Source organism: Fructilactobacillus sp. X2R1C1, assembly GCF_059901435.1.
The window spans coordinates 23,128-46,135 of the sequence record NZ_JBWXUV010000005.1 but is presented as its reverse complement, the minus strand read 5'-3'; the positions used below and the strand labels follow the sequence as shown (position 1 = coordinate 46,135).

The following is a 23,008-nucleotide window of genomic DNA, read 5'->3' as shown; positions in this document are numbered from 1 at the left end:
ATGTAAAACCCCATCGTTTTAGATTTCATTGTCAGTATATCACAACGCGTTACCTTAAAAAAAGATATACATTAGGAAATAACCTTCAAAGTTGTTTTATTAAAGTCAAAGAACTTACTAGCAAAATCAATTACCTCATGAACGGAAAGTTGGTTTAAGATTTGAACTTCATCAAAAAGATTGATATATCCATTTAGTGGATCTCCCATTTGATTCGCAATAGCCGAGTTGGAATTCATAAGTGAAATATACTGTCCAATTTCTTCTCGTTTAATTAGGTTAAAAATCTTAGACAATTTTGCGTCGTCATTTAATCCATTCTTAATTTCACGTTCAACGGCTTTTCGAAACTCTTCTGGACGATTTGAATCCTCTACAAAGATCACAAATTGATAACCATCTTCTAGATCAAAGTCATAACCAAACGAATCATTTATGATCTCCTTGGAATAGAGTTTTTGATATGGCTCAGCATCTTCAGAAAAAATCATCGACAAAAACAATCCCAGTGATAATTCGTTTTTAGTGAATTGGACCCCACTACTAATCCCGTCAGGTCCTCTAAATCCAACCGCAACTTTCCCTGTTGTCAAATTCATAGTAGTATGCTCATCTGATATAATCGAGCTTTTCTTAATGGCATCGTTCGTTTGCCGCTTCAAGGTTAAAATCTCAGATTGACTAATTGAGGGAATGGTTCTTTCAAGTCTTTCAATTCTTTCAATCGCATCACTCTCGTTGACATTTCCAACGAGCATTAAATCCATATTGTTTGGAACATAATACTGGTTATACATTGCATACAAGTCTTCTGTCGTAATTTTGGCAATTGAATCAATTGTGCCCGCAATATCATGATCAAGTGGAGAGTTATGATACATATTTCCGATCGTATCAAAATAAATTCTAGAACCGGGATCATCTTGATACATCATAATTTCCTGTCCAATGATGCCCTGCTCTTTTTGAACTTTTTTTTCGTCAAAATACGGATGCTGAACCAAATCAACTAAAACATCTAAATTATCACCAACATGATTAGTTGTATTGAAAAGATAACTGGTTTGATCAAAACTCGTAAACGCATTTGAATCCGATCCAAATTTTCCAAACTGATCACTTGAATCATAATTTTGTTTATCAAACATTTTATGTTCCAAAAAATGAGCAATTCCGAGCGGCATCTTTCGGGATCGTTTATTTTCCAAAATCAAATTATTAATTGCACCAAAATGAACGTTTAAAATGCCGTAGGTTGAATGAAAGCCTGGCTTAGAGTCAATAAATACTTTCATTCCGTTATCTAATTGATAGCGGTAAACCGTTTCATTTAGCTTGTCATACTTAATTTCAACCATTATTAATTCCTTCCAATAAAAATTTAGCCCGCAATTTAAACTTCGAAGCTACTTGACTTACATCGTCACTGGTAACCCCTCTAGCTCTATTAATCCATTGACTGGAGCTCAAATCGATCCCATATAGTTCATTAATAAAATCACCATTAAGCGTTCGGCGTTGGCTATCAAATTTAGAATAATATCCATCAATCAATGCTGATTTAATGTCTAAAAATCGCTGATCCGAATACTCTTGTTTCTGAATTAAACTAACTTGCTCATCAATTAACTGGCTAACTTGATCCACGTCCCCCGCGTTAATGCCACTTTCAATTAACACATACCCCAAAGTAGAATTATAATTACTCGAAATGTAATATGCTAAGCTATGTTTTTCACGAATATTGTGAAACATTAATGATTGTTGGGCTCCCCCAAGCAAAGCATTAAAAACAATTGCTGCGTAATAGTCATCATCATTTACGAAAATAGGAAAATCAAAAGCTAAATCAAACTTGGATTGTTCTCCATTAATTTTTTCAACCTGAGTCCTGATCGGTAAGGGGCTAAAATTGCGATTCATTGGCTCATTAAATTCCCTTCTGGGTAAAAACGGTAGATGCGTCTCAATCATCTGAGTTTGTTTCTCCGAAAGATCGCCTAAAATCGAAATATAAATCTCGTCGTTTTTAAGAAGGTTTTCCCACTCTTTCACAACGGCTGCATTTTCTAAGTTTTTAATTTGTTCCTGATTTCCAATGATTGAATTGGCATAATTGGGGTGGTCGGAAAAGTAAAGCTCTCGAGCTCTCTTCGCTGCATAATAACGATGGTCATCATTAAGAGAATCTAAATATTGAATTAAATTTTTTCGTTGAATTTCAAATTGTTCATTGACGTAATGTTCACCATCAAGGTTGGGATGAAAAATAACTTCTGAAAGAAAAGTCAACGCATCGTCAAAAACGTCAGAATTATCCAACGTAAATTCATCATTAACAAAGCTCATAACCACTCTCAACACACTACGATTGCCAACTTTAAACACATTTGTTCCAAAGCTGGCACCAAATAGTTCGGAAAGTCTTCTAGCCAACTTTAATTTTGAATCGTACTTGTGACTATAATTTTCCATCATTTCCGAGACCATGGTTCTAGCAGAATAATCTGCATAGTTTAACGGGGCAACAAAGTCAATTGTAATCGCTGTTGTTTTGAATTTATTACTCTCATGAACATTTAAATGAACCCCATCTGTGATTGTTTTTTTCAAACTAATTCCTCCAAAATAAAAAGTTCCCATAGAAAGAATTCTAAGAGAACTTTATCAATTAGTATAACTAATTCTTTGTAAATACGTGTTTGAATTTAGACCAAAAACCTTTTTTTTGTGGCTTAATTTTCATCAATGGAACGGTTTCTCCAAGCAAGCGTCGTGCGATGTTACGATAAGCCGTTGATGCAGGATCATCAGTGTCTAAAACCACTGGTTCACCGTGATTTGAAGTAGTAATCACCTTATCATCATCAACTACAACTCCAAGTAAACTAATTCCCAGGTGATGGGTAATTTCATCAACATCCATCACATCGCCATTGTCCATCATACTTGGACGAACCCGGTTAATGACTAACCTTGGAGCTTCTTTTAAAGGATGCTTCCCTAATAGCCCTACAATTCGATCTGCATCTCGAACTGCAGAAATTTCCGGTGTGGTAACCACAATGGCACTATCTGCCCCAGCAACAGAATTGAGAAACCCTTGTTCAATTCCTGCCGGACAATCAATCAACACGAAATCAAATTGTGGCTTTAATTCATCAACAATATCTTTAACTTGGTCCTCTTTTAAGGCCGATTTATCTGTATTCTGAGCGGCTGGTAATAAGTATAAATTATCGTCAAAGCGTTTATCCTTTACCAATGCTTTTTGCAGTGGAACCCGTCCATTTGCAACGTCAACGATGTCATACATAATTCGATTATCTAGTCCAAGAACGACGTCAAGGTTTCTAAGGCCGATATCCAAATCCATCAAACAGACGCGCTTCCCCATTAAGGCTAAAGCAGTCCCGATGTTAGCTGAGGTAGTTGTCTTACCAACTCCACCCTTTCCAGAGGTAATAACGATTGCTTTTCCCATTATTCGGTTCCTCCTATTCGATTATAAAACTTCGGACTAATGTCTTTAATCTGATCTAAATTGCCATACTCGATAGTATGTAAGTCATTAATGTAAATAACAGTACGGCTGTTTTCAGAAATTCTATTCTTATTATCGCTGACGATATCAAACTGTTCTCCGATCCGAACCTGCTGGGCATCGTTTAAGTTGCCAATTACAATGGCCTCTTCATCGTTCGGAAATCCAGCGTGCACAATTCCTCTCACATATCCTAAATTATAAACGTTACCGCCCGCAAGTAATTTACCTCCCTCATGAATGGCACCAAAAAAAAGGACGTCGCCCTTGGCTGTAATCTCTTCACCATTTCTGATGGTTCTCCCAATAACGGAAACCTTATTTAAGTCCCGGATTCGGTATGCTTCTGATGTAGTAACTACATCAGCCATAAATCGCCTGATACTCATCCTTGGATATTTAGAAACAATCTCCCTTAACGTTTGCTTTTGCGCTCCAGTGAGAATCCGATTCCCGGTAAAAACATCAAAAGAAAATTGTTTAGCATTCCCTAATTCTTTTCCACTACTAAGTTGTTCCATCAAGTTCTTGAATTCATTAATGTCACTATCAAAACTACTGGTATCAGAAATATTAATTTCATAACCATTTTGAGTACCCTTTAAAACTACATTTTCCATACAGTCAATGCTCCTAGTTTAACTAAAATAATTGAAAAGTGCCCTGATTGGGAGATACAGAATTACAAATAAGATCAGGTTCAACACTAACGTTGGCCCTAAAGTATAAATCAATAACTGTACACCACTAAGAGAGGCAATATGTGCAATTCGGTCACCTAAGTAGCTCAAAATAAATACCACCAAAACATCCCCAACATAAAGTAGAGATGAAGTGACCATGTTTTCACGCACAAATTTTAAAACCATTCGATTAATATAAACCACCAGCGGAAATGCAAACGTAAAGATCCCAATAATTCCAACGTAATAAATATCATAAACGATTCCAATTCCTAAGGCCCACCAGCCCATGTGTAATTTCTCATGGCGCGCAAAAAGAGTGGCCATTACCAACCACAATAAGGTTAAGTAAGGTACCATTGAAAATTTGCCAAAAAGTACTGGTGAAAAAAGTTTAGAAATCGTTCCTTCCAGTAGAAATGAAATGACCAACCCAATTGGATATAAGAATTTTAACCGGGAAGGACGTCTCATTGGACTTCCTCTTCTAATCCTTCTTGCCAATTACGGTCACCGCCTCAATATCATCCATGTTTGCAGCTGGTTTAATGTTGACTTTTTCAGAAATACCATCACTATTTTGTTTAGTTCCAGCAACTTTTCCGACATAAAGTCCCTTAGGAGTCACGCCACCAAGACCATTAGTCATAACTTTCGTCCCAGTCTTGATCTTGTCTTGATTAGTAACACTTCCCATTACCAACTCATTAGTATCACGATTATAACCGTCAATTAATCCATTAACGACTTTCTTTTCTCCTTGAACCTGAACCGCAAAACGACTAGCAGTATCACTTTTGTCGGTGATTAGTTCGACTTTACTGTTGGTCTTATTAACTTCAGCAACCCGACCAACTAATCCAGAATTAACAATTACAGACATGTTCTTTTGAACTCCTGCAGCCGATCCCTTATTAATGATCAGTTGATTTTGCCATGAGGATGGCGTCCTAGTAATTACGCTAGCATTAATCGCCTTGTAGTCCGTGGGAGTCCCCTTGATATTTAACTGTTGTCTTAATTTTTCATTTTCATTTTCCAGTGCTTGATTTTTAACTTGAGTTTGAGCTAATTGTTCAACCTGACCCTTTAAATGATTATTTTCCTGATAAGTATTTAACAAATTATCAGTGGCACCAAACAATGAGCCAACGCCATTGGCAGGAATACTAACAATTCGATCGCCAAATCCAACAACATCATTTCCAACTTGTTGAATCAATGGAGGAGTAGCACGATTTTTTCGCACTGCCACTGACCCACTAATCAAACCTAAGCCAATAATTAAGCAAACGACAATGATTACTAGCTTTCGACTTGAAAAAAACTTGTGCATAATAATCCTCCGTACGTGCTTAAAATAAATAAGCGGGAATTCATCCCCGCTTATCCAATTTATTTTCTATTCATTGCCTCAATACTTTTAAGCGATTCACCGGTTCCAATTGCTACACAATCCATCGGATCTTTGGCAATTGTCACAGGAACTTGAGTGGCATCTGATACTACTTCTGGGAGATTTTTGAGTAGAGCACCGCCACCGGTAAGAACAATTCCATGATCAATCACATCAGCAGAAATTTCAGGAGATGTCTCTTCTAGAGTTTCTTTAATCGTAGTGATAATCTCAAGAATGTCTTCGTGCATTGCAGAAGCCACATCCTCCGCAGTTACTTCAACTGACTTAGGAAGGCCGGTCAATAAGTCTCTTCCACGAACGGTTTCATCATTCATGTCCTTTGCGGCACCAATTGATGCAGAACCAATGGTGCATTTCAAATGTTCTGCAGTTGGTTCACCAATTAGCACATTATAATTTTTTCTGATAAAGGTAACGATCACTTCGTTCAACTTATCACCAGCCATTCTCACCGAACGTGATGATACGATCCCACCAAGAGAAATAGTAGCGACGTCGGTAGTTCCACCACCAATGTCAACAACCATGCTTCCAGTTGGATCCATAACTGGTAGACCGGCACCAATTGCAGCAGCAAATGGTTCTTCGATTACATAAGCATCCTTTGCTCCAGCAACTCGAGTAGCATCAATTACGGCACGCTTTTCTACAGCAGTGATACCACTTGGAACACAAACCATTACATAAGGCTTACCACCGTGGCTTCCCAATGCTTTATCGATATAATATTTCATCATGGTCACAGTAGTATCATAATCAGCAATTACACCGTCTTTCATTGGACGAATAGCTTCAATGCTGGCAGGCGTTCTACCAATCATAGATTCGGCTTGTTGACCAACAGCAACAATCTCGCCAGTTTTTGTATTTTTAGCAACCACAGAGGGTTCTCGTAAAACGATTCCTTTTCCATCAACATAAACAATGGTATTAGCGGTTCCTAAATCGATTCCGATGTTTTTTGTACCTAATCCGAACAATTTATTCATCCCTTCAATTTTAAGTTTTAATTTTTAAGTAATTACTTTGATAAGACTAGTATATCATACTGCATTTATATCAGTCAGAAATATAAGGCCAAAATTAGTTACTTAAGTTTTTCTTCATTTTCTTTAATATATTTTCTAACTTCCGAGATAAATAACAGCGATCCAGTAACCAAAATTAACTGATTATCATTTTTACTGTCACGGACCTTTTTTACCGATTTGTTCAGTGCTTTATGCCAATCGCTAACTAATGAAACATTGGGAAAGTTATTGATATCAAGTTTAGAAAAGTCAGCACTTGCTCGCTTTTCTCCCGCAGAAAACCGTGTCAAAATAACGTCACTATTAGACAAAGACTTAACAATTTTTAGCATTTCTGGATACTGTTTGTCAGCGAAAACCCCCATCACAATTGTAAGATGAGAATTTCTCCACTTACTACTTCTAAAACGAAGCGACGACAAAAGGCTCTGAATTGCTGGGACATTATGTGCCCCATCAATCATAATCGTGGGATCATTATTAATTACTTCCATCCTTCCAATCCATTTTGTTGAACTAATTCCCGCTTTGACCGAAGAAATCATGGATGGTTCTGTCATGTTTAAATAATTAAACGCATAAACCAAGAAAGCTTCAATCGCAATTGCAGCATCTTCCATTTCAAAGCTTCCAATTTGTTTCATTGAAATGTTATCAATGTTCAAATAATTATTTGAAAAATTAAAATGATTTGGATTAACCTGCGCGAATTGATAATCACGCTTTAATTCCCAAATCGGACTATCTAATTTTATAGCTGCTCGTTCAATCACCTTTCTCGGACCTTCTTTGATCCCTCCAATCACACATGGACGGTTTTGGCGAATAATTCCAGCCTTATTATCCGCAATTTTTTCTTCCGAATCACCAAGCAGTGCCATGTGATCCATCCCAATGGTAGTAATAATTGACATTTTCGAATTAACCACGTTGGTGGAATCGGACCTTCCTCCAATTCCGGCCTCTACAATCACAATGTCAACCGGATGCTTACGGAAATAGATGAACATCATAGCGCAAATGATTTCAAACTCAGAGGGACCTAAATCAGGATCATTTTTATCAATTTCATCGACAACCGGTTTAATTTCACGCACTAACTCTAAAATTTCATCATCTGAAATTGGTTGATTATTCACACTGATCCGCTCGTTGAACTTAATCATAAATGGTGAAGTAAAGGTTCCAACTGAGAGTCCAGAAGCCATTAACATGTTACTCAAATAGGCAACACACGATCCTTTTCCATTAGTCCCTGCCACATGAATGCAGTTTAACGTTTTTTCTGGACAGCCTAATTTCTTCATAAAGTGATCCATCCGCTTTGTAGGTGGTTCTTTTTTAATTCGTGGTCTACCATGGATATACTTTAATGCTGCACTGTAACTATCAATCACCATTGCCACTCCTCTAAAAAGAAAGCTCAGCCGTTTAGCTGAGCCTCGTCTTTTATTTATTTAAAGCATCGATTACATCTTTAAGTCGGATTTTAACGGCTTTAAGTTTAGCCTCATTGTCGGTTTGTTTTTCTTTTTGCTCATTGACAACTGTCTCTGGAGCATTGTCTACAAACTTTTTATTAGCTAGCTTTTTCTGTGCTCGTTTGACTTCCGATTCAAATTTTTGGACTTCTTTTTGTAGCCGTTCTTTTTCATCATTTAGGTCAACCAGTTCATCCAGTGGGATGCTGATCTCAGCATCAGTAATTACCGATGTCATAGCCAATTTAGGAATATTAATGTCAGAACCAATCTCTAACTTATCAGGGTGACCAAATCGTTCAATGTAGTCACTGTTATCTTCTAGTACCTTTTTCAAATCGGAATTCTTAGTTTTAACCAAAATGTCAACTGGACTAGATAGTGGTGCATTAACCTCCGAACGGATATTTCTGACCGCTTTAATAACGTCAATCAGACGATTCATATTTGATTCTGCTTTTTTATCATCAAATTCATCATGAGTTACTGGATACTCAGCTACCACCAATGATTCACCAACGTGCGGCATTGAAAGCCAAATCTTTTCAGTAACAAATGGCATAACTGGTTGGAGTAATCGCAAAATTTGATCCAAAACGTACGCTAGGATATTTCGCGTGTTTTGTTTGGCTTTTTCATCTGAGCCAGTCAAAATTTCCTTACTCATTTCAATGTACCAATCACAAAAATCATTCCAAATAAAATCATAAAGTGAACGATTGGCTTCACCAAAGTTAAACTTGTCATATTCTTCGGTAACGTGCTTAACAACAGAGTTTAATTTCGAAAGAATCCATCGATCGGATAAATTCCATTCTGATTGAGCTGGTAACTCTGGTTTAGACATGTCACCTAAATTCATGATGACATAACGACTGGCATTCCAAATCTTATTGACAAAATTCCAGGCTGATTCGACCTTACTATAACTAAACTTCATGTCCTGTCCAGGCGTTGTTCCAGTTGATAGACACCATCTCAAGGCATCGGCTCCGTACTGATCAATAACATCCATTGGATCAATCCCGTTACCTAAAGACTTACTCATCTTAACCCCATGTTCATCACGGATTAAACCATGTAACAGCACGTTTTTAAATGGACGCTTACCGGTAAAATGTAAACTTTGAAAAATCATTCTTGAGATCCAGAAGAACACCAGATCATAACCAGTTACAAGCGTGTTGGTAGGAAAATAGCGTTGATAATCTTTTGAGTCAGTATCAGGCCAACCAAGGGTTGTAAATGGCCATAAAGCTGATGAAAACCAGGTATCCAACACGTCTGGATCTTGCGTCCAGTTTTTGGGATCCTTAGGAGCGTTTTCGCCAACGTAAATCTTGCCAGTCTCATTATTGTACCAGGCAGGAATCCGATGTCCCCACCATAGTTGCCTTGAAATAACCCAATCATGAACGTTTTCCATCCATTGCATAAAGGTATGCTCAAATCGTTCTGGAATGAAACTAACCGCATCATTGGTCTTTTGATTCTCCATTGCCTTTTTGGCCAATGGTTTCATTTTTACAAACCATTGAGTCGAAAGACGAGCTTCAACCTGAACTCCGGTTCTTTCAGAATGACCAACCGAGTGAACAATGGGATCAACTTTAATCATCAAGCCTTGATCCTCAAGGTCCTTGACCATTGCCTTTCGAGCATCAAAACGATCCATGCTTTCATACTTCCCAGCATTTTCGTTCATCGTAGCGTCTTCATTCATGGTATTAATCCGTTTTAAATCATGTCTGTTCCCAACTTTAAAATCATTAGGATCGTGGGCTGGGGTAATCTTAACCATTCCAGTCCCAAATTCAGGATCAACGTACTGATCGGCAATAATCGGAATCGTCCGATTTACGAGTGGAACAACGACCTCTTTACCTACTAAATCTTTATAACGATCATCACTTGGGTTCACTGCGATAGCAGTATCACCCATCATAGTCTCAGGACGAGTTGTAGCGATTTCAATGTAATTCTTTCCATTAAATTTAGTATCATCAGCAAACGGATACTTAACGTGATAGAAAGCGCCTTTATCATCTTTGTGAATAACTTCAATATCAGATAAAGCAGTCCGAGCCTTTGGATCCCAATTAATAATGTATTCACCACGGTAAATTAACCCTTGATTATACAAGTCAACAAATACTTTCCTGACGGCTTTTGACAAACCATCATCCAACGTAAAGCGTTCACGACTGTAATCAAGTGATAACCCCAGTTTGGCCCACTGTTTATGGATCGTATCAGCAAAGTCGTCTTTCCATTCCCAAACTTTATTGACAAATTTTTCACGACCTAAATCGTACCGCGAGATCCCCTTCTCGTTAAGCATTGCTTCAACCTTTGCCTGAGTTGCAATCCCCGCATGATCCATGCCAGGAATCCAAACGGTATCATAACCTTGCATCCGTTTCTGTCTAATCAACATGTCTTGAAGAGTGGTATTCCAGGCGTGACCCAAGTGAAGTTTACCGGTCACATTTGGCGGAGGTAAAACAATTGAATATGGTTTTGCCTTTTTATCACCATTTGGCTTGAAAACATCCTCATCAAGCCATTTCTTATACATCCCAGCTTCAACTGAGTTGGGATCGTATTTCGTTGACATATCTACTTCTTTTGCCATTTTTTCACCTCATTTAAAATAAAAAGCATCCGTCCAGAATAGGACGAATGCTCGCGGTACCACCTAAATTGAATTATTGCTAATTCCAACTTAACTAGATAACGGCTAGTACCGATTACATCTTAATTCATTCAACATAACTGCTCACAAGCAACCATGATCGTTTGAACGCATGGACTTTCCAGCACATGTCCACTCTCTGTGCGTCATAACAACCAACCTCTTGATCAAAGCATTTAACATAATAAATATTACTCAATTTACAATCTTTAGTCAATCACATTAAAGTAATTCTGAAAAAACATCTTCATTAGCGTTCAAATAATCATCATTTGGGTGAATCTTACTGATCGTAATACCCTCAATGGCTTCTTTCATTAAACCATCCACGTCAATGTTTTTTTCAAACTTTCTGGCTTTCTCCACGTCCGGCTTTGTTTTCGGTGCTGGTGGAGTAAAGATCGTACAGCAGTCCTCATAAGGAAGAATTGATAAATCATAGGTGTCAATTCGTTCAGCAATCTTAATAATCTCAGTCTTATCCAAAGAAAGCAACGGACGTAGAACTGGCAAATTAGTCACATCATTAATGGCGCGCATACTTTCTAACGTCTGTGAAGCAACTTGTCCTAACGACTCACCGGTAAATACTCCATCACAATGACGTGCAATGGTAATTGCTGCGGCAATTCTCAACATCATCCGGCGCTGAACCGTCATCAAGTAACCCTCTGGAACTTTTTCTTTAATCTCTTCTTGAATCTTAGCAAATGGGACCTGGATAAAATCAACGGTTCCACCCAATCCCGAAAGCTTAGCCGTCAAATCCTTAGCTTTTGCTAGCGCTTGCTCACTAGTGTATGGAGGACTGTAGAAATGAATCATATCTAACTTTACCCCACGCTTCATGGCCATGTAAGCCGCAACGGGTGAATCAATGCCTCCTGAAAGCATCATGGTACCACGTCCTCCAGTTCCAACTGGTAGTCCTAATGCTCCCTGAATCGTCTCACTTGATAAATAGATGCCAGACATTCTGACATCAATCTGTAAGTTGATGTCAGGTCTTTTCATTTGAGCTTTAATTCCATCTAAATGATCTAAGACATACCCGCCAACCTCATCATTCACTTGATAAGTGTTTAGTGGATAATCTTTATTTTGACGGTTAGTTGAGATCTTAAATGTTTGACCACTCTGGAATTGATTCGAAATCATTGCGAGTGCCTTTTTCTGAATGTCTTCAATTGGGGTATTTTTTTCCAACTTAACAACTGGTGAAAAAGTCTCAATTCCAAAGACTTTTTTTAGGGCCGCCATCACTGGGGCTGCATCTTGACCATGCAAACTGACATGTAACCGATCCCGCTGGGCGTCAACGGTAACTCCATCAAACTGTTTTAAAACTTGCCTAACGTTATGTCCCAACTGCCCAATAAAGACCTTGCGATTTTTTCCCTTTGTGGACAATTCGCCGTAACGAACCATAATCTCACTATACTTCACACTCTCACTCCTTTACTATTCTTTAATGATTATCTAACTTAACTTTTTGAATTCTTCGTACAACTCATCAAATACTTGATTAAACTGATCAGCCTCATCTAAAGTATTTTTGTCTCCTAAGGAGATTCGAACGGCACTGCGAGCGATGCTTGGGTCTACTCCCATAGCATCTAAAGTTCCTGCCGTTTCCTCTTTTTTGGATGAACAAGCACTCGTAGTAGAAATGTAAATCCCATGTTCTTCAAAGGCATGCACGATCGTTTCACCTTTCACTCCCTCAATTGCAAAGCAAAGAATGTGTGGAGCAAAGTGGTCTGATAAACCGGAGAAAGGATGAACCTTGTTGAACTTAGTAATATGAGCATAAATTCGTTCTCTGATCTTTTGTTCACGTGCAATGCTTTCAGATTCATGATCCGAAATGATTCTGAGTGCCTTAGCCATCCCTGCTATCGCAGGCAAATTCTCAGTCCCGCTCCGTTGTCCTCGTTCTTGGCCACCACCATCCATTAATGGGGCAATCTTACGACCATTTTTCCCATAGATCAAACCAATTCCTCTGGGAGCATGAAATTTATGCCCAGAAAATGTGACAAAATCAACTCGATCATTGAAAACCAAATCGTGTAGGCCTTTGCCAACAGCCTGGACGGCGTCAACATGAAAATGAATTTTGGGATATTGTTTTAAGACATCACTAATTTCATTGATGGGTTCAATGGCGCCCATCTCATTATTAACCGCCATGATTGACACCAAGATAGTATCTGGTCTAATAGCGGATTCTAAATCTTTTGCTGAAACTCGTCCCTCTTTATCAACTGGTAAATAAGTAACGTCAAATCCCAAATCTTCTAAAGCGTGCATTGAATTTTTCACCGCTGCATGTTCAACAGAAGAAGTGATGATATGCTTACCAAATTGATGTTTCTCTTTGGCGGTCCCCTTTATAACCCAATTGTCACCTTCAGTTCCTCCACTAGTAAAGTAGATTTCGTTAGGTTCTACTCCTAAAATTCTCGCAATTTGATTTCTTGATTGATTCAATAAATTAAACGATTGTTGACCAAAGTTATGAAGACTGGAAGGATTTCCCCAGATCTTTTCACTTACCTGATTATAGGTATCCAAAACCTGACTATCTACTTTAGTCGTCGCACTATTATCAAAGTAAATCATTTGGTACCCTCTCTTTCTAATTCGTCCAAATTACAACAAGATTTATTATACCAGCATTGAAACATAATAAAAACAAGCTGAATTGTTCCAACTCTAATTCAGCTTGTTCGTGCTTACTTTTGATTTTGTGAATCTTGCTTATTTTTGTAATAAGTATTTTCAATTCGCTTGTAGGATCCAGGATTGGCTTTATCAATCGCAGTGGCAATGGTTTCTAAGCTTTCAGGATACTTATATTCATCGTCAAACAGATGCTTAGCTTTTACCAGTGCTCTGTTAATCTCTGGATCAGAATTTCGATAACGATTGGCATATTGCATCACTTGCTCAGCAAGCGATGAGCTATCAATCAAATCATCAGTCTTCTCTTCAAGAGTATCCCGATCTGATTTAATCACGCTTAACTGTTTTTGAACATCATCCATACTAATCTTGACCTTATCCATCGTCCGATTAAGATCCTTAATCTCGTCAGCCACGATGCCAAAGTAGTCAATGTAATCCTGTGATATACCCGGTAAATTCAGCTCATCAATCTTACGCTGAATCCCATGAAGTTCCAAATCAAGATCATCTAAGACCTGATGGGCCTTCTGCTCTTCATCCTTAAAGTCAGCAACCGAATCATTAATGGCCCGTTGTTTCTTTTCAATCTCCGTTAATTGACTATCGCTACTAGTAACGTTGTCAAGGATGTGAGTATAAATGGCTTTCTTGTTGTCAATTGCCTCACGATCTTTTTTATAGGTAGCTTCAATCTCATCAATTTGTTTTCCTAAAGCATTGGCCTTATCAATCTCACCATGTTCTAGTGAGTAATTATGACTGAGTCGATCTAATTCATCGATTAAAACCTGATTTTGTTTTTTGGCGTGTTGGATATATTCTCCGGTGATCTTAAATCCTTTATCAACTTTTTTCTTAGCAATTAATTGCTTTTCCATTAAATCGTAAAGACGATCAATCTTGGTCTCAATCTCACTATCAGAATCCTTGGCCAATTTTAAATCAAGGTGAGCAATATTTTCAAGGTTATCGGAAACGGCTGTTCTTAATTCCTCTAAAGAGACGTCAAATTCATCATCATCAAATTCATACCCACTTGCATTCATTTTAGAATGAGTTGAGCTAATCTCATCAATTTGATTTTTAAATTCTACATTATTAGTAGCATATAAATGAGGAATTTGTTGCACATCAGCTTCTAACTGATTAGTTGACTTATTTAAATCACCAAGAATTTTATCAGCCTTTTCGTGATCACCATTTTTTGATAGATTAGAAAAATCATCAAAGGTCCCTTCAATCGTCGACAACTGATTTTCAAGCGCATCAATTGCGGGCCCAAAGGAAGCATTCTTAGTAAGCAATTCTTTTCGAAGTTCTTTATAACGACCTTCTAAATCAGTAATGGCCTTCTTATGTTCAGAATTCAGCTGATTCATTTTAGCTAAAAACTGACGAATTACCCTTACATCATCTTCTGAAGTTTTAATTTGTTGTTCCGCATCTGAGCAAACTTCCCGTGTCTTAACAAAGTTAATTCCCTTTGCGTCACTTTTTACCGCTTCAACGTTATTTTTGACGGAAGGAAGTAGGTTATTAGTAACGTTATCAAAATCAGCTTGAGCACTATTAACGCTACTTAATGAATCACCGGTGAGGCCGATATCTTTCACCTTATTAATCTCATCTTGCAGATTCAAATCATTTAGGCGCTTAACGCGTTTTTCAATTGTTTCAGCAATTTTTAATAAATGGTGCTGATACATGACCACGGCACAATAAATTACAGCTACTACAACTAAAATTCCAATAATGACGTTAACCATTAAATACCCGTCCTTCAACAAATTAATTATGTATAAACTTTTCCTCGTTATTAAAGTAATTATATCATAAATGAGAAAAATTTATGATAGCATTCTGAGTTTTTAAGATCATCGACTGCAACGTTGCATTGACTTTTAGGTGCTAATTTCATATAATTGGGCTTGTGTAAAATAATGCAGCAGTATGCGGTAAGCTCGTCAACATGTCCTTGCTACTTGTAGTTTAATTAGTAACCCACTGGCTGCTGAGGCGAAAGTTCAGAGGGATATGCACGAATACTAAGCGTACATCGTTATTTTACTCCAAATATTTTATTGGAGGATTCATTTATGTCAAGATATACAGGTCCAAGTTGGAGAATTTCTCGTCGTCTTGGAGTTTCTTTATCAGGTACTGGTAAGGAATTACAACGTCGTCCATATGCTCCAGGTGTTCACGGCCAAGGTCGTCGTCAAAAACTTTCAGAATATGGTGTTCAATTACGTGAAAAGCAAAAATTACGTTACATGTATGGTTTAACTGAACGTCAATTTTACTCATTGTTTAACCGCTCTGGTAAAATCCGTGAGGGTAAGCATGGTGATAACTTTGAAATTATGCTTGAAAGCCGTTTAGATAATATGGTTTACCGTTTAGGCTTAGCTACCACTAGACGACAAGCTAGACAATTAGTTAACCACGGTCATATTACCGTTGATGGCAAGCGGGTTGATATCCCTTCTTACGAAGTAAAGCCCGGTCAAGTGATCGGTGTTCGTGAAAAGGATAAGGACATGGGCATCATCAAAGAAGCTGTCGAATCAGTTGTGAGCCGCCCTGCTTATGTATCATTTGATGCTGATAAGCTTGAGGGTTCATTGACTAGATATCCACAACCAGATGAATTAAATGCAGACATCGATACTTCATTAGTTGTTGAATACTACAACCGTTAAAATATTGTGTCTGTTAAAGAAAAGGCGATCTCGATTGAGACCGCCTTTTTGTATCTCCAATTTCTTTAATGTTAAAATGTAGTAAATACTCAATAAGGAGCAAATATTATGACAGATGACAAAGGATCAGTTCAAAATCGACTTGATCAAGCAATGAGTGGAAACTCCCCTCAAATTAACCCAGATGAGCAACGAAAATACTTGGGAACTTTTCGAGAACGGGTCGACTTCGCCATTACGGTTTCTGAAGATAAAAACCAGGATGCAATCGATCAGTTAAGTAAAGAAATGAAACAACATCCCACTTATCAACTCTTCATTAACGGCAATATAGCTGAAGAACAGCAACAACCGTACATGAAGTTGGCTAGCCAAAATAACACTAAGTTCACTTTAAAAAATAACAGCGCTTACGGTACGAGGCCCGATCAATATGCGGTAGTCTTAGTTGCCCCTGATGCAATTAATAAAGACCATATTGATTTTGATCCTAGTAAGGTTAACGCCAAACATGACGACGATCAACCTAAAAAACACCAATCATGGTTTTCACGGTTATTTAAGTAGAAAGAAGCTATAGAATGCAAAAGCCCCTCGCCTACAGAATGAGGCCCACTAAAATTGAAGATATTGTTGGCCAACAGGATTTGGTTGGCAAGGGCAAGATTATTGATCGCATGGTAAAAGCTAAAATGCTTTCGTCAATGATTTTATATGGACCGCCCGGCACCGGAAAAACCAGCATTGCAAGTGCAATTGCGGGTTCGACTAAATATGCTTTTCGGATGTTAAATGCAGCAACTGATACCAAAAAGGACCTCCAGGCGGTAGCTGAAGAAGCTAAAATGAGTGGAACGGTAGTGTTATTACTAGATGAAATCCATCGGTTAGATAAGACCAAGCAGGATTTTTTGTTACCACTACTAGAAAGTGGGCAAATTATCTTAATTGGGGCAACGACAGAAAATCCTTACATCAATATCAGTCCGGCCATTCGTTCTAGAACAGAAATTTTTCAAGTTCATCCATTAACCAGTGATGACATAACCAAAGCCGTTAAGCGGGCACTAGCGGACAAGCAAAATGGCTTAGGTAATCTAAAGATCAAACTTGACCATAACGCCATGAGCTTTTTAGTTCACAGCACCAATGGCGATTTAAGAAGCGCTTTAAACGCTCTAGAATTATCTGCCAAGTCCACCACACCTGACCAAGATGGCGTCATTCACATTACTCTGGCTGATATTGAAGCTTGTTTACAAAAGAAAGCATTGAGTCAAGATAAAAATGGCGACGCTCACTACAACGTGATGTCAGCACTTCAAAAATCAATTCGTGGCTCCGATGTTAACGCAGCCCTACACTATGCCTCGAGGTTAATTGAATCAGGGGATTTAAACTCCCTAACCAGAAGATTAATGGTAATTGCGTATGAAGACATTGGGTTAGCTAATCCGGCTGCTGCTTCCAGAACAGTATCGGCAGTGCAAGCTGCTGATAAACTCGGTCTCCCTGAAGGACGGATTCCGCTATCTGATGCCATCATTGATCTTTGTCTTTCACCAAAATCAAATTCAGGAATTACAGCGATTGATAAGGCTTTATCTGACGTAAAAACTGGCAATTACGGAGACATTCCTGATCACTTAAAAGATGCCCATTTCAAGGGTGCCAAAAAACTAGGACACGTCGGTTATAAATACCCACATAATTATCCCAATGATTGGGTTAAACAGCAGTATCTTCCTGACAAAATTAAGAATGCCAAGTACTACCAACCAAAGCTGAACGGTAAATACGAAAGAGCTCTAGCTGATCAATATGAAAAAATCAACGAGGCTGAAAGGCATGTCGGAAAGGAATAATTGTCGATGCTCATCAAAGTTTTAATGTTATTTTTCTCCGTAATTTTAATTATTAACGGAATTTATTTTTTAACCCATGCTCATAAAAGTTTCCTACTGTTTCATCCCGAAAAGTTTACCTCATTAAGCATCATCTTACTCATTAGTGGTGTCATTCTAATTGTGGTAGCAATTTTTGGAATTATTTCAATATTCTTCAATAACACTGTTTTTACTCTGCTAGTCTTATGTGCGGGGTGTTTGTGTGCTGTGATTCCAGAACTATTCATCATTCAATACATGGATAAATAGCCTTTATATCTGACTTTTCAATTAAAAAATACTAGAATTAAGTTAAATAAAACATCGAGGTGGTTTTTATGCTACAAGAATACAATAATATTTTAGTTCCCGTTGATGGTTCATACGAATCCGAGTTGGCTTTTAAAAAGGCCGTTGCCGTTGCCAAACGTAATGATGCTCATTTACACATTGTCCACGTTGTAGACACACGAGCATTTCAAAATATCTCTAGTTTTGATACATCAGTAGTTGAAGAAGTAACTCAAAACGCTAAAAAAACACTCGAACAGTACGCCAGAGAGGCTAAGGATGATGGCGTTAACAAAGTCGATTATTCAATCGAATATGGCGCACCGAAAACAATCATCTCAAAGGAAATTCCCGACAAACTCGATATTGATTTAATCATGATCGGTGCAACCGGGTTAAATGGTGTTGAACGGTTACTAATTGGTTCAGTAACTGAATATGTCACTAGGATGGCGGTCTGTGATGTATTAGTTGTAAGAACAAATCTAAATAATCAAAAAGTTGATCCTAAAAAAGGAAAACAAAAAGTTTCTAAGTAAAACAAAAAATCATTCGATGATTATTTCGAATGATTTTTTGTTTTGGCAATTTTTAATAATTTATCAATCCGCCCGCTATCTCTTACTCCTTTCAAAAGATTGATTTTAATTTGGGTGCTTTCTGCCTTTTCAAACAGTTTTTCTCGTTTATAACTCAAATATTTCAAATTATAAAATGATTTCAAACAATAGAAGGAATACTTGCGTTTTAGGTAAGATATCATAACATTGGATTCAGAAATGACTAGTTGATTATCGTTAGCTACAAATGCGAAAGTGACAATGGCAAGTCCTAACTTAATGACAACATATCGATCAATTGTATTCATTTCTCTTCGATGTAGCAATTGCCCCATCCTCACCAAAGCATCATCCAAATACTTACGAGCCAATTTTTGACATCCCAATCTCCGATATGAGATTGCAATGCCCAAATAACTCCATGCAGTACAAATAAAATTTGTTTTGACGGAACACGAGTCAATCATAGTATGAAAGCATAGGATTATTTCATCTAAAGAAAAACCACAAAATAGTTCCGCAAAACCACGTTCACAATAATATCTTCCTTTGATTTCTCTTGAATCAATATTCTCAACTTTAATTGTTTCAATAATCGTATTAGCTTTCTTGAAATGATAATGAAGTAGAATGCATTCAACTTTCTTCAGTATTTTTTTAGCATAGCAATACTTTTCATCAGAACAAACTTCGTCTAAGTTCAATCCCAATCGGGACACAATTTCTGGAATAATCACCCATTGATTAAAACACCCATCATTTTCAAGCGCACTGATGGTTGACTGAGTACATAGTCCTTTGGCAAGCTCCGACTGCGTCATATGAATATCAATTCGGCGTTTTTTAATTCTCGCTCCAATCTTTTTCAATAGCGCTTTTGAGGGCATTATGACTTCCAATTGCACGTCATCTCCCTTGACGATTCAAAATTTCATCGTGTCTAAAACAATTAACGTTATGATCATTAATGATCCCCGAAGCTTGTAAAAACGAATAGAGTGTTGTGGGCCCAACTCTTTTAAAATGATACATTTGAAAAACCTGATTAAATTTTTTAATCATTGGTCTCATTTCCGAAATATCGATTTGATCATCAATAATTAAATGATCAACGGGAGTATAATTCACCTGCTGCCATAATTGGTCAAAAAAATGAATCCCCTTTCCTTCTAACTCAAAAACAATCTTGGCATTGGTTAAAATGGCATCAAGTTTCGATCGATTTCTAATTCCACGTTTGTCACTCATTGCAGTGTCTTTGATGGTTTCTGCGTGAGTAGACAAATAGTTAAAATCAAAATTATGATAAATGCTATCCAGTCCATCTAACTTCTTCAAAATTAAATTCCACTGAAGTCCTGCCTGCATTATTTCTAGTGACAGTTCTCTAAATAATGCTTTTTCGTCATAATCTGGAACACCCCACACCGTATCATGGTAATTCATTAATCGTGGACTCTTAGTTGCCCAGTTACATCTTTCCATTATTATCACCTCTTATAAGTATATACGAAGAACAATCTTCAAATAAAAAAAGATTATGACTATGTCATAATCTTTTTTTATTATTTATCCTTATATACTTTTTTCTGATCGCCCTTTTGAAGCGGCTTAAAGTCATGCAAAATTTTGGATTGACGGTCAAATTCAGCATAAGCTAGTTCAATCAATTTATCGATTAATTCGGTATAACTAATTCCAGAAGCTTCCCAAAGTTGCGGATACAAAGAAATATTTGTAAAGCCCGGTAATGTGTTAACTTCACTCAAATATGGCTTAAAATCTTTTGAAACAAGAAAATCAATTCGTGCCATTCCCTTTAATCCAAGGGCCTTATAAGCGTCTAATGCCATGTTCGTGATTTGATCATCGACACCATCTGGCAATTCAACTGGAATGGTAAATTGGACCTGACTGGCATCCACGAACTTGTTGTCATAGGTATAGAATTTGTCATCTGCTGGAACTTTAATTGCCCCTAGTTTTGATGCTTTGGGATTTTCATTTCCTAAAATAGAAATTTCGACTTCTTCTGGTCCCTCAATTGCTTCCTCAATCAAAATTTTGTTGTCATAACGAAAAGCATCTTCTAGTCCGCTATCCAATTCCTCTTGATTATGCACCTGATGAATACCGATGGAAGAACCTTGATTGGCTGGTTTGATAAACATTAATGAACCGAGCTTTTTAGATAATTTAGCATAATTCCAATCTTTACGATTATCTGGAGTCAATAAGACGTATTTGGTATTGTTAATGCCTGCTTCATCTAGGATTTTCTTAGTAATATCCTTATCATAAGACATTGCAGAAGCTAAGATTCCACTTCCAACGTAGGGCTTATTCATTAGACGTAATAGCCCTTGAATGGTTCCATCTTCCCCTAAGTTTCCGTGAATAATGGGAAAGAAAACGTCAATATCTTTAGCGCTATCGAAATTAATAATGGGAGCTAGCGGATTATTCATATCGAGATTTAAAATCTCATCTTTTTCCACATCCGTTTCATCTTCACCATCAAATACACGATGTGAAGCATCATCGCTCAAGACGATTCCATCCTTAGTAATTAGGAATAAGCTGACTTCATACTTATCCTTGTCCATCGCATCATAAATATTATGCGCGGATCTTTTTGAGACGTCGTGTTCTGATGAATTACCACCAAATAATAACGCGACGTGCTTCTTATTTTTAGTCATATTCGCACCTCTGTCGTTCATAATAGAACCTTAATTATAACACAAAAATTAACCGGTAAATAATCCCAAATAAAAAAGCATGAATGAACATGCTTTCATGCTTTATGAGAAATTCTTATCTGTACTAAACATTGAACTCTTGTTATGGTATTGCATTGACATTATCAACCCAATCCCTATCATGTTACCAATTAAGGCAGAACCTCCCTGGCTCACAAATGGGAGCGGAATTCCAGTCATTGGCAGCAACCCAATGCTCATTCCAATGTTTTCAAAAACATGGAATAAAATCATCATAATAACTCCACTAGAAATATAGGCATAGAAAACATTTTTAGTCTCAAAAGTAACCTTGATCATTTCATAAATCAATAAGAAATAAAGAAGAATCAATAATACCCCACCAATGAATCCAAAGTTCTCTCCCATCACGGAAAAGATCATATCAGACTCACGAACAGGAACGTAAACTTTTGAAACATTGAATCCCGTTCCAGTAAGACCTCCTGATCCAACTGCTTTCATACTTTGCCATAGTTGAAATCCTTGGTTACTCGTATCTGACTCAGGATGCAACCAAGTATCAATTCGAGCGAATTGATAAGACTTAAAGCCAAAATGACCAAGTAACATTCGACCCTCTTTAGTAATGGCAAGTGTCAGTGCAATGGCACCAAGACCACCTGTAACACCAAAGATTGGCGCCAGTATTTTCCACGTAACCCCGGATACAATCATCATCCCGGCCAGGATGGCAATGAACACAATGGTAGTTCCAAAGTCATTTTGCAACTTTAGTAAAATCACAATTGGAATCGTCCATAGAATCATTTTACCAAGTAACGCCCAATCACTTCGAGTTTCATGAATTGGATGTTCATTATTGTGAGAAGCAATGACTTTAGCCAACATCAAAATATACGCAGGTTTCATGATTTCAGATGGTTGAAATGTCAGTGGCCCTAACTGAAACCAACTTTTAGCACCAGTTTGTGCCGCATAGGAACGACTATACAAGAACAAAACAGCAACTAAAAGAAAGATCCCAAACCAATACGCATAAGGTGCTAATTTCCATAACTGTTCGGAATCAAATTGCATAATCACAACGATGGCAATTGCACCAATTGCGTACCACACTAATTGCGAAACAACCGCCTTTACGACACTTGTTTGACTTGTATCATGACTGGCAGCTACAAAGATCGACCCTATGCCCACCAAAGCAAGCATCAGTACACAAAAGATGATTCCCCAATCGATTCGATTCTCGTCTGTACTTTCCGACCTATTAAACACGATTAGAACTCCTTTTTTCATAA

The 23,008-nt window shown here is 37.6% G+C and carries 20 protein-coding genes and 1 other annotated feature; of the genes, 4 read left to right on the top strand and 16 right to left on the bottom strand.

What is annotated here, in order from left to right; translation table 11 throughout:
• Positions 1-71: 71 nt before the first annotated feature.
• The 12 genes from yfmH to ezrA all read right to left on the bottom strand — a co-directional run bounded on the left by yfmH (position 72) and on the right by ezrA (position 15,311).
• A complete protein-coding gene (yfmH, locus tag AC6UDG_RS06635) occupies positions 72-1,358 on the bottom strand; it encodes an EF-P 5-aminopentanol modification-associated protein YfmH (RefSeq protein WP_500706846.1) in 1,287 nt (428 codons plus the stop codon).
• Positions 1,351-2,613 carry an EF-P 5-aminopentanol modification-associated protein YfmF gene (gene yfmF / locus AC6UDG_RS06630; RefSeq protein WP_500706845.1) on the bottom strand — a complete coding sequence of 421 codons (1,263 nt, stop codon included), beginning with the start codon at positions 2,611-2,613 and terminating at the stop codon, positions 1,351-1,353. Before yfmF ends, yfmH begins: the two co-directional genes overlap by 8 nt.
• 67 nt (positions 2,614-2,680) lie before the next feature.
• Positions 2,681-3,484, bottom strand: a complete 804-nt coding sequence (gene minD / locus AC6UDG_RS06625; RefSeq protein ID WP_500694377.1) for a septum site-determining protein MinD — start codon at positions 3,482-3,484, stop codon at positions 2,681-2,683.
• Positions 3,484-4,164, bottom strand: coding sequence for a septum site-determining protein MinC (locus AC6UDG_RS06620; protein WP_500694376.1), 681 nt, complete (start codon positions 4,162-4,164; stop codon positions 3,484-3,486). The genes minD and AC6UDG_RS06620 overlap by 1 nt, the downstream gene beginning before the upstream one ends.
• A gap of 18 nt (positions 4,165-4,182) precedes the next feature.
• Positions 4,183-4,731 carry a rod shape-determining protein MreD gene (gene mreD / locus AC6UDG_RS06615; protein ID WP_500694375.1) on the bottom strand — a complete coding sequence of 183 codons (549 nt, stop codon included), beginning with the start codon at positions 4,729-4,731 and terminating at the stop codon, positions 4,183-4,185.
• Complete coding sequence (gene mreC, locus AC6UDG_RS06610) at positions 4,715-5,563, bottom strand: rod shape-determining protein MreC (protein ID WP_500694374.1); 849 nt, start codon at positions 5,561-5,563, stop codon at positions 4,715-4,717. The genes mreD and mreC overlap by 17 nt, the downstream gene beginning before the upstream one ends.
• 59 nt (positions 5,564-5,622) lie before the next feature.
• On the bottom strand, positions 5,623-6,627 hold the full coding sequence (locus AC6UDG_RS06605; RefSeq protein ID WP_500694426.1) for a rod shape-determining protein: 1,005 nt from the start codon (positions 6,625-6,627) through the stop codon (positions 5,623-5,625).
• 107 nt (positions 6,628-6,734) lie between these two features.
• On the bottom strand, positions 6,735-8,078 hold the full coding sequence (locus AC6UDG_RS06600; protein WP_500706844.1) for a bifunctional folylpolyglutamate synthase/dihydrofolate synthase: 1,344 nt from the start codon (positions 8,076-8,078) through the stop codon (positions 6,735-6,737).
• 49 nt (positions 8,079-8,127) lie between these two features.
• Positions 8,128-10,794, bottom strand: coding sequence for a valine--tRNA ligase (locus tag AC6UDG_RS06595; protein ID WP_500706843.1), 2,667 nt, complete (start codon positions 10,792-10,794; stop codon positions 8,128-8,130).
• 36 nt (positions 10,795-10,830) lie between these two features.
• Positions 10,831-11,034 (bottom strand) — a binding site (T-box leader).
• Between the two features lie 42 nt (positions 11,035-11,076).
• Positions 11,077-12,300: a tRNA uracil 4-sulfurtransferase ThiI gene (gene thiI / locus AC6UDG_RS06590; RefSeq protein ID WP_500706842.1), complete on the bottom strand. Its 1,224-nt coding sequence runs from the start codon at positions 12,298-12,300 to the stop codon at positions 11,077-11,079.
• A 33-nt stretch (positions 12,301-12,333) separates the two neighbouring features.
• Entirely contained in the window at positions 12,334-13,479 is a 1,146-nt protein-coding gene (locus AC6UDG_RS06585) for a cysteine desulfurase family protein (protein ID WP_500706841.1), read from the bottom strand.
• A gap of 113 nt (positions 13,480-13,592) precedes the next feature.
• Positions 13,593-15,311 (bottom strand): septation ring formation regulator EzrA, encoded by a 1,719-nt coding sequence (gene ezrA / locus AC6UDG_RS06580; protein ID WP_500706840.1) that lies wholly within the window; start codon positions 15,309-15,311, stop codon positions 13,593-13,595.
• Between the two features lie 330 nt (positions 15,312-15,641).
• Between ezrA and rpsD the strand changes: the two genes are divergently transcribed.
• The 4 genes from rpsD (at position 15,642) to AC6UDG_RS06560 (ending at position 18,963) form a co-directional block, all read left to right on the top strand.
• Positions 15,642-16,247 (top strand): 30S ribosomal protein S4, encoded by a 606-nt coding sequence (gene rpsD, locus AC6UDG_RS06575; RefSeq protein WP_039144319.1) that lies wholly within the window; start codon positions 15,642-15,644, stop codon positions 16,245-16,247.
• A gap of 108 nt (positions 16,248-16,355) precedes the next feature.
• Positions 16,356-16,814 (top strand): YueI family protein, encoded by a 459-nt coding sequence (locus AC6UDG_RS06570; protein WP_500706839.1) that lies wholly within the window; start codon positions 16,356-16,358, stop codon positions 16,812-16,814.
• 14 nt (positions 16,815-16,828) lie between these two features.
• Positions 16,829-18,112, top strand: coding sequence for a replication-associated recombination protein A (locus AC6UDG_RS06565; RefSeq protein WP_500706838.1), 1,284 nt, complete (start codon positions 16,829-16,831; stop codon positions 18,110-18,112).
• Between the two features lie 359 nt (positions 18,113-18,471).
• Complete coding sequence (locus AC6UDG_RS06560) at positions 18,472-18,963, top strand: universal stress protein (RefSeq protein ID WP_500694366.1); 492 nt, start codon at positions 18,472-18,474, stop codon at positions 18,961-18,963.
• A 20-nt stretch (positions 18,964-18,983) separates the two neighbouring features.
• On the opposite strand, the gene AC6UDG_RS06555 is transcribed toward AC6UDG_RS06560, so the two are convergent.
• The 4 genes from AC6UDG_RS06555 to AC6UDG_RS06540 form a co-directional block, all read right to left on the bottom strand.
• On the bottom strand, positions 18,984-19,871 hold the full coding sequence (locus tag AC6UDG_RS06555) for a helix-turn-helix domain-containing protein (RefSeq protein WP_500706837.1): 888 nt from the start codon (positions 19,869-19,871) through the stop codon (positions 18,984-18,986).
• A gap of 19 nt (positions 19,872-19,890) precedes the next feature.
• Positions 19,891-20,469: a DNA-3-methyladenine glycosylase I gene (locus tag AC6UDG_RS06550; protein WP_500706836.1), complete on the bottom strand. Its 579-nt coding sequence runs from the start codon at positions 20,467-20,469 to the stop codon at positions 19,891-19,893.
• Between the two features lie 80 nt (positions 20,470-20,549).
• Entirely contained in the window at positions 20,550-21,686 is a 1,137-nt protein-coding gene (locus AC6UDG_RS06545) for a D-alanine--D-alanine ligase family protein (RefSeq protein ID WP_500694363.1), read from the bottom strand.
• A gap of 102 nt (positions 21,687-21,788) precedes the next feature.
• The gene (locus tag AC6UDG_RS06540) at positions 21,789-23,006 is read right to left on the bottom strand and encodes an FtsW/RodA/SpoVE family cell cycle protein (RefSeq protein ID WP_500706835.1); all 1,218 of its coding nucleotides are present in this window, start codon (positions 23,004-23,006) and stop codon (positions 21,789-21,791) included.
• Positions 23,007-23,008: the final 2 nt, after the last annotated feature.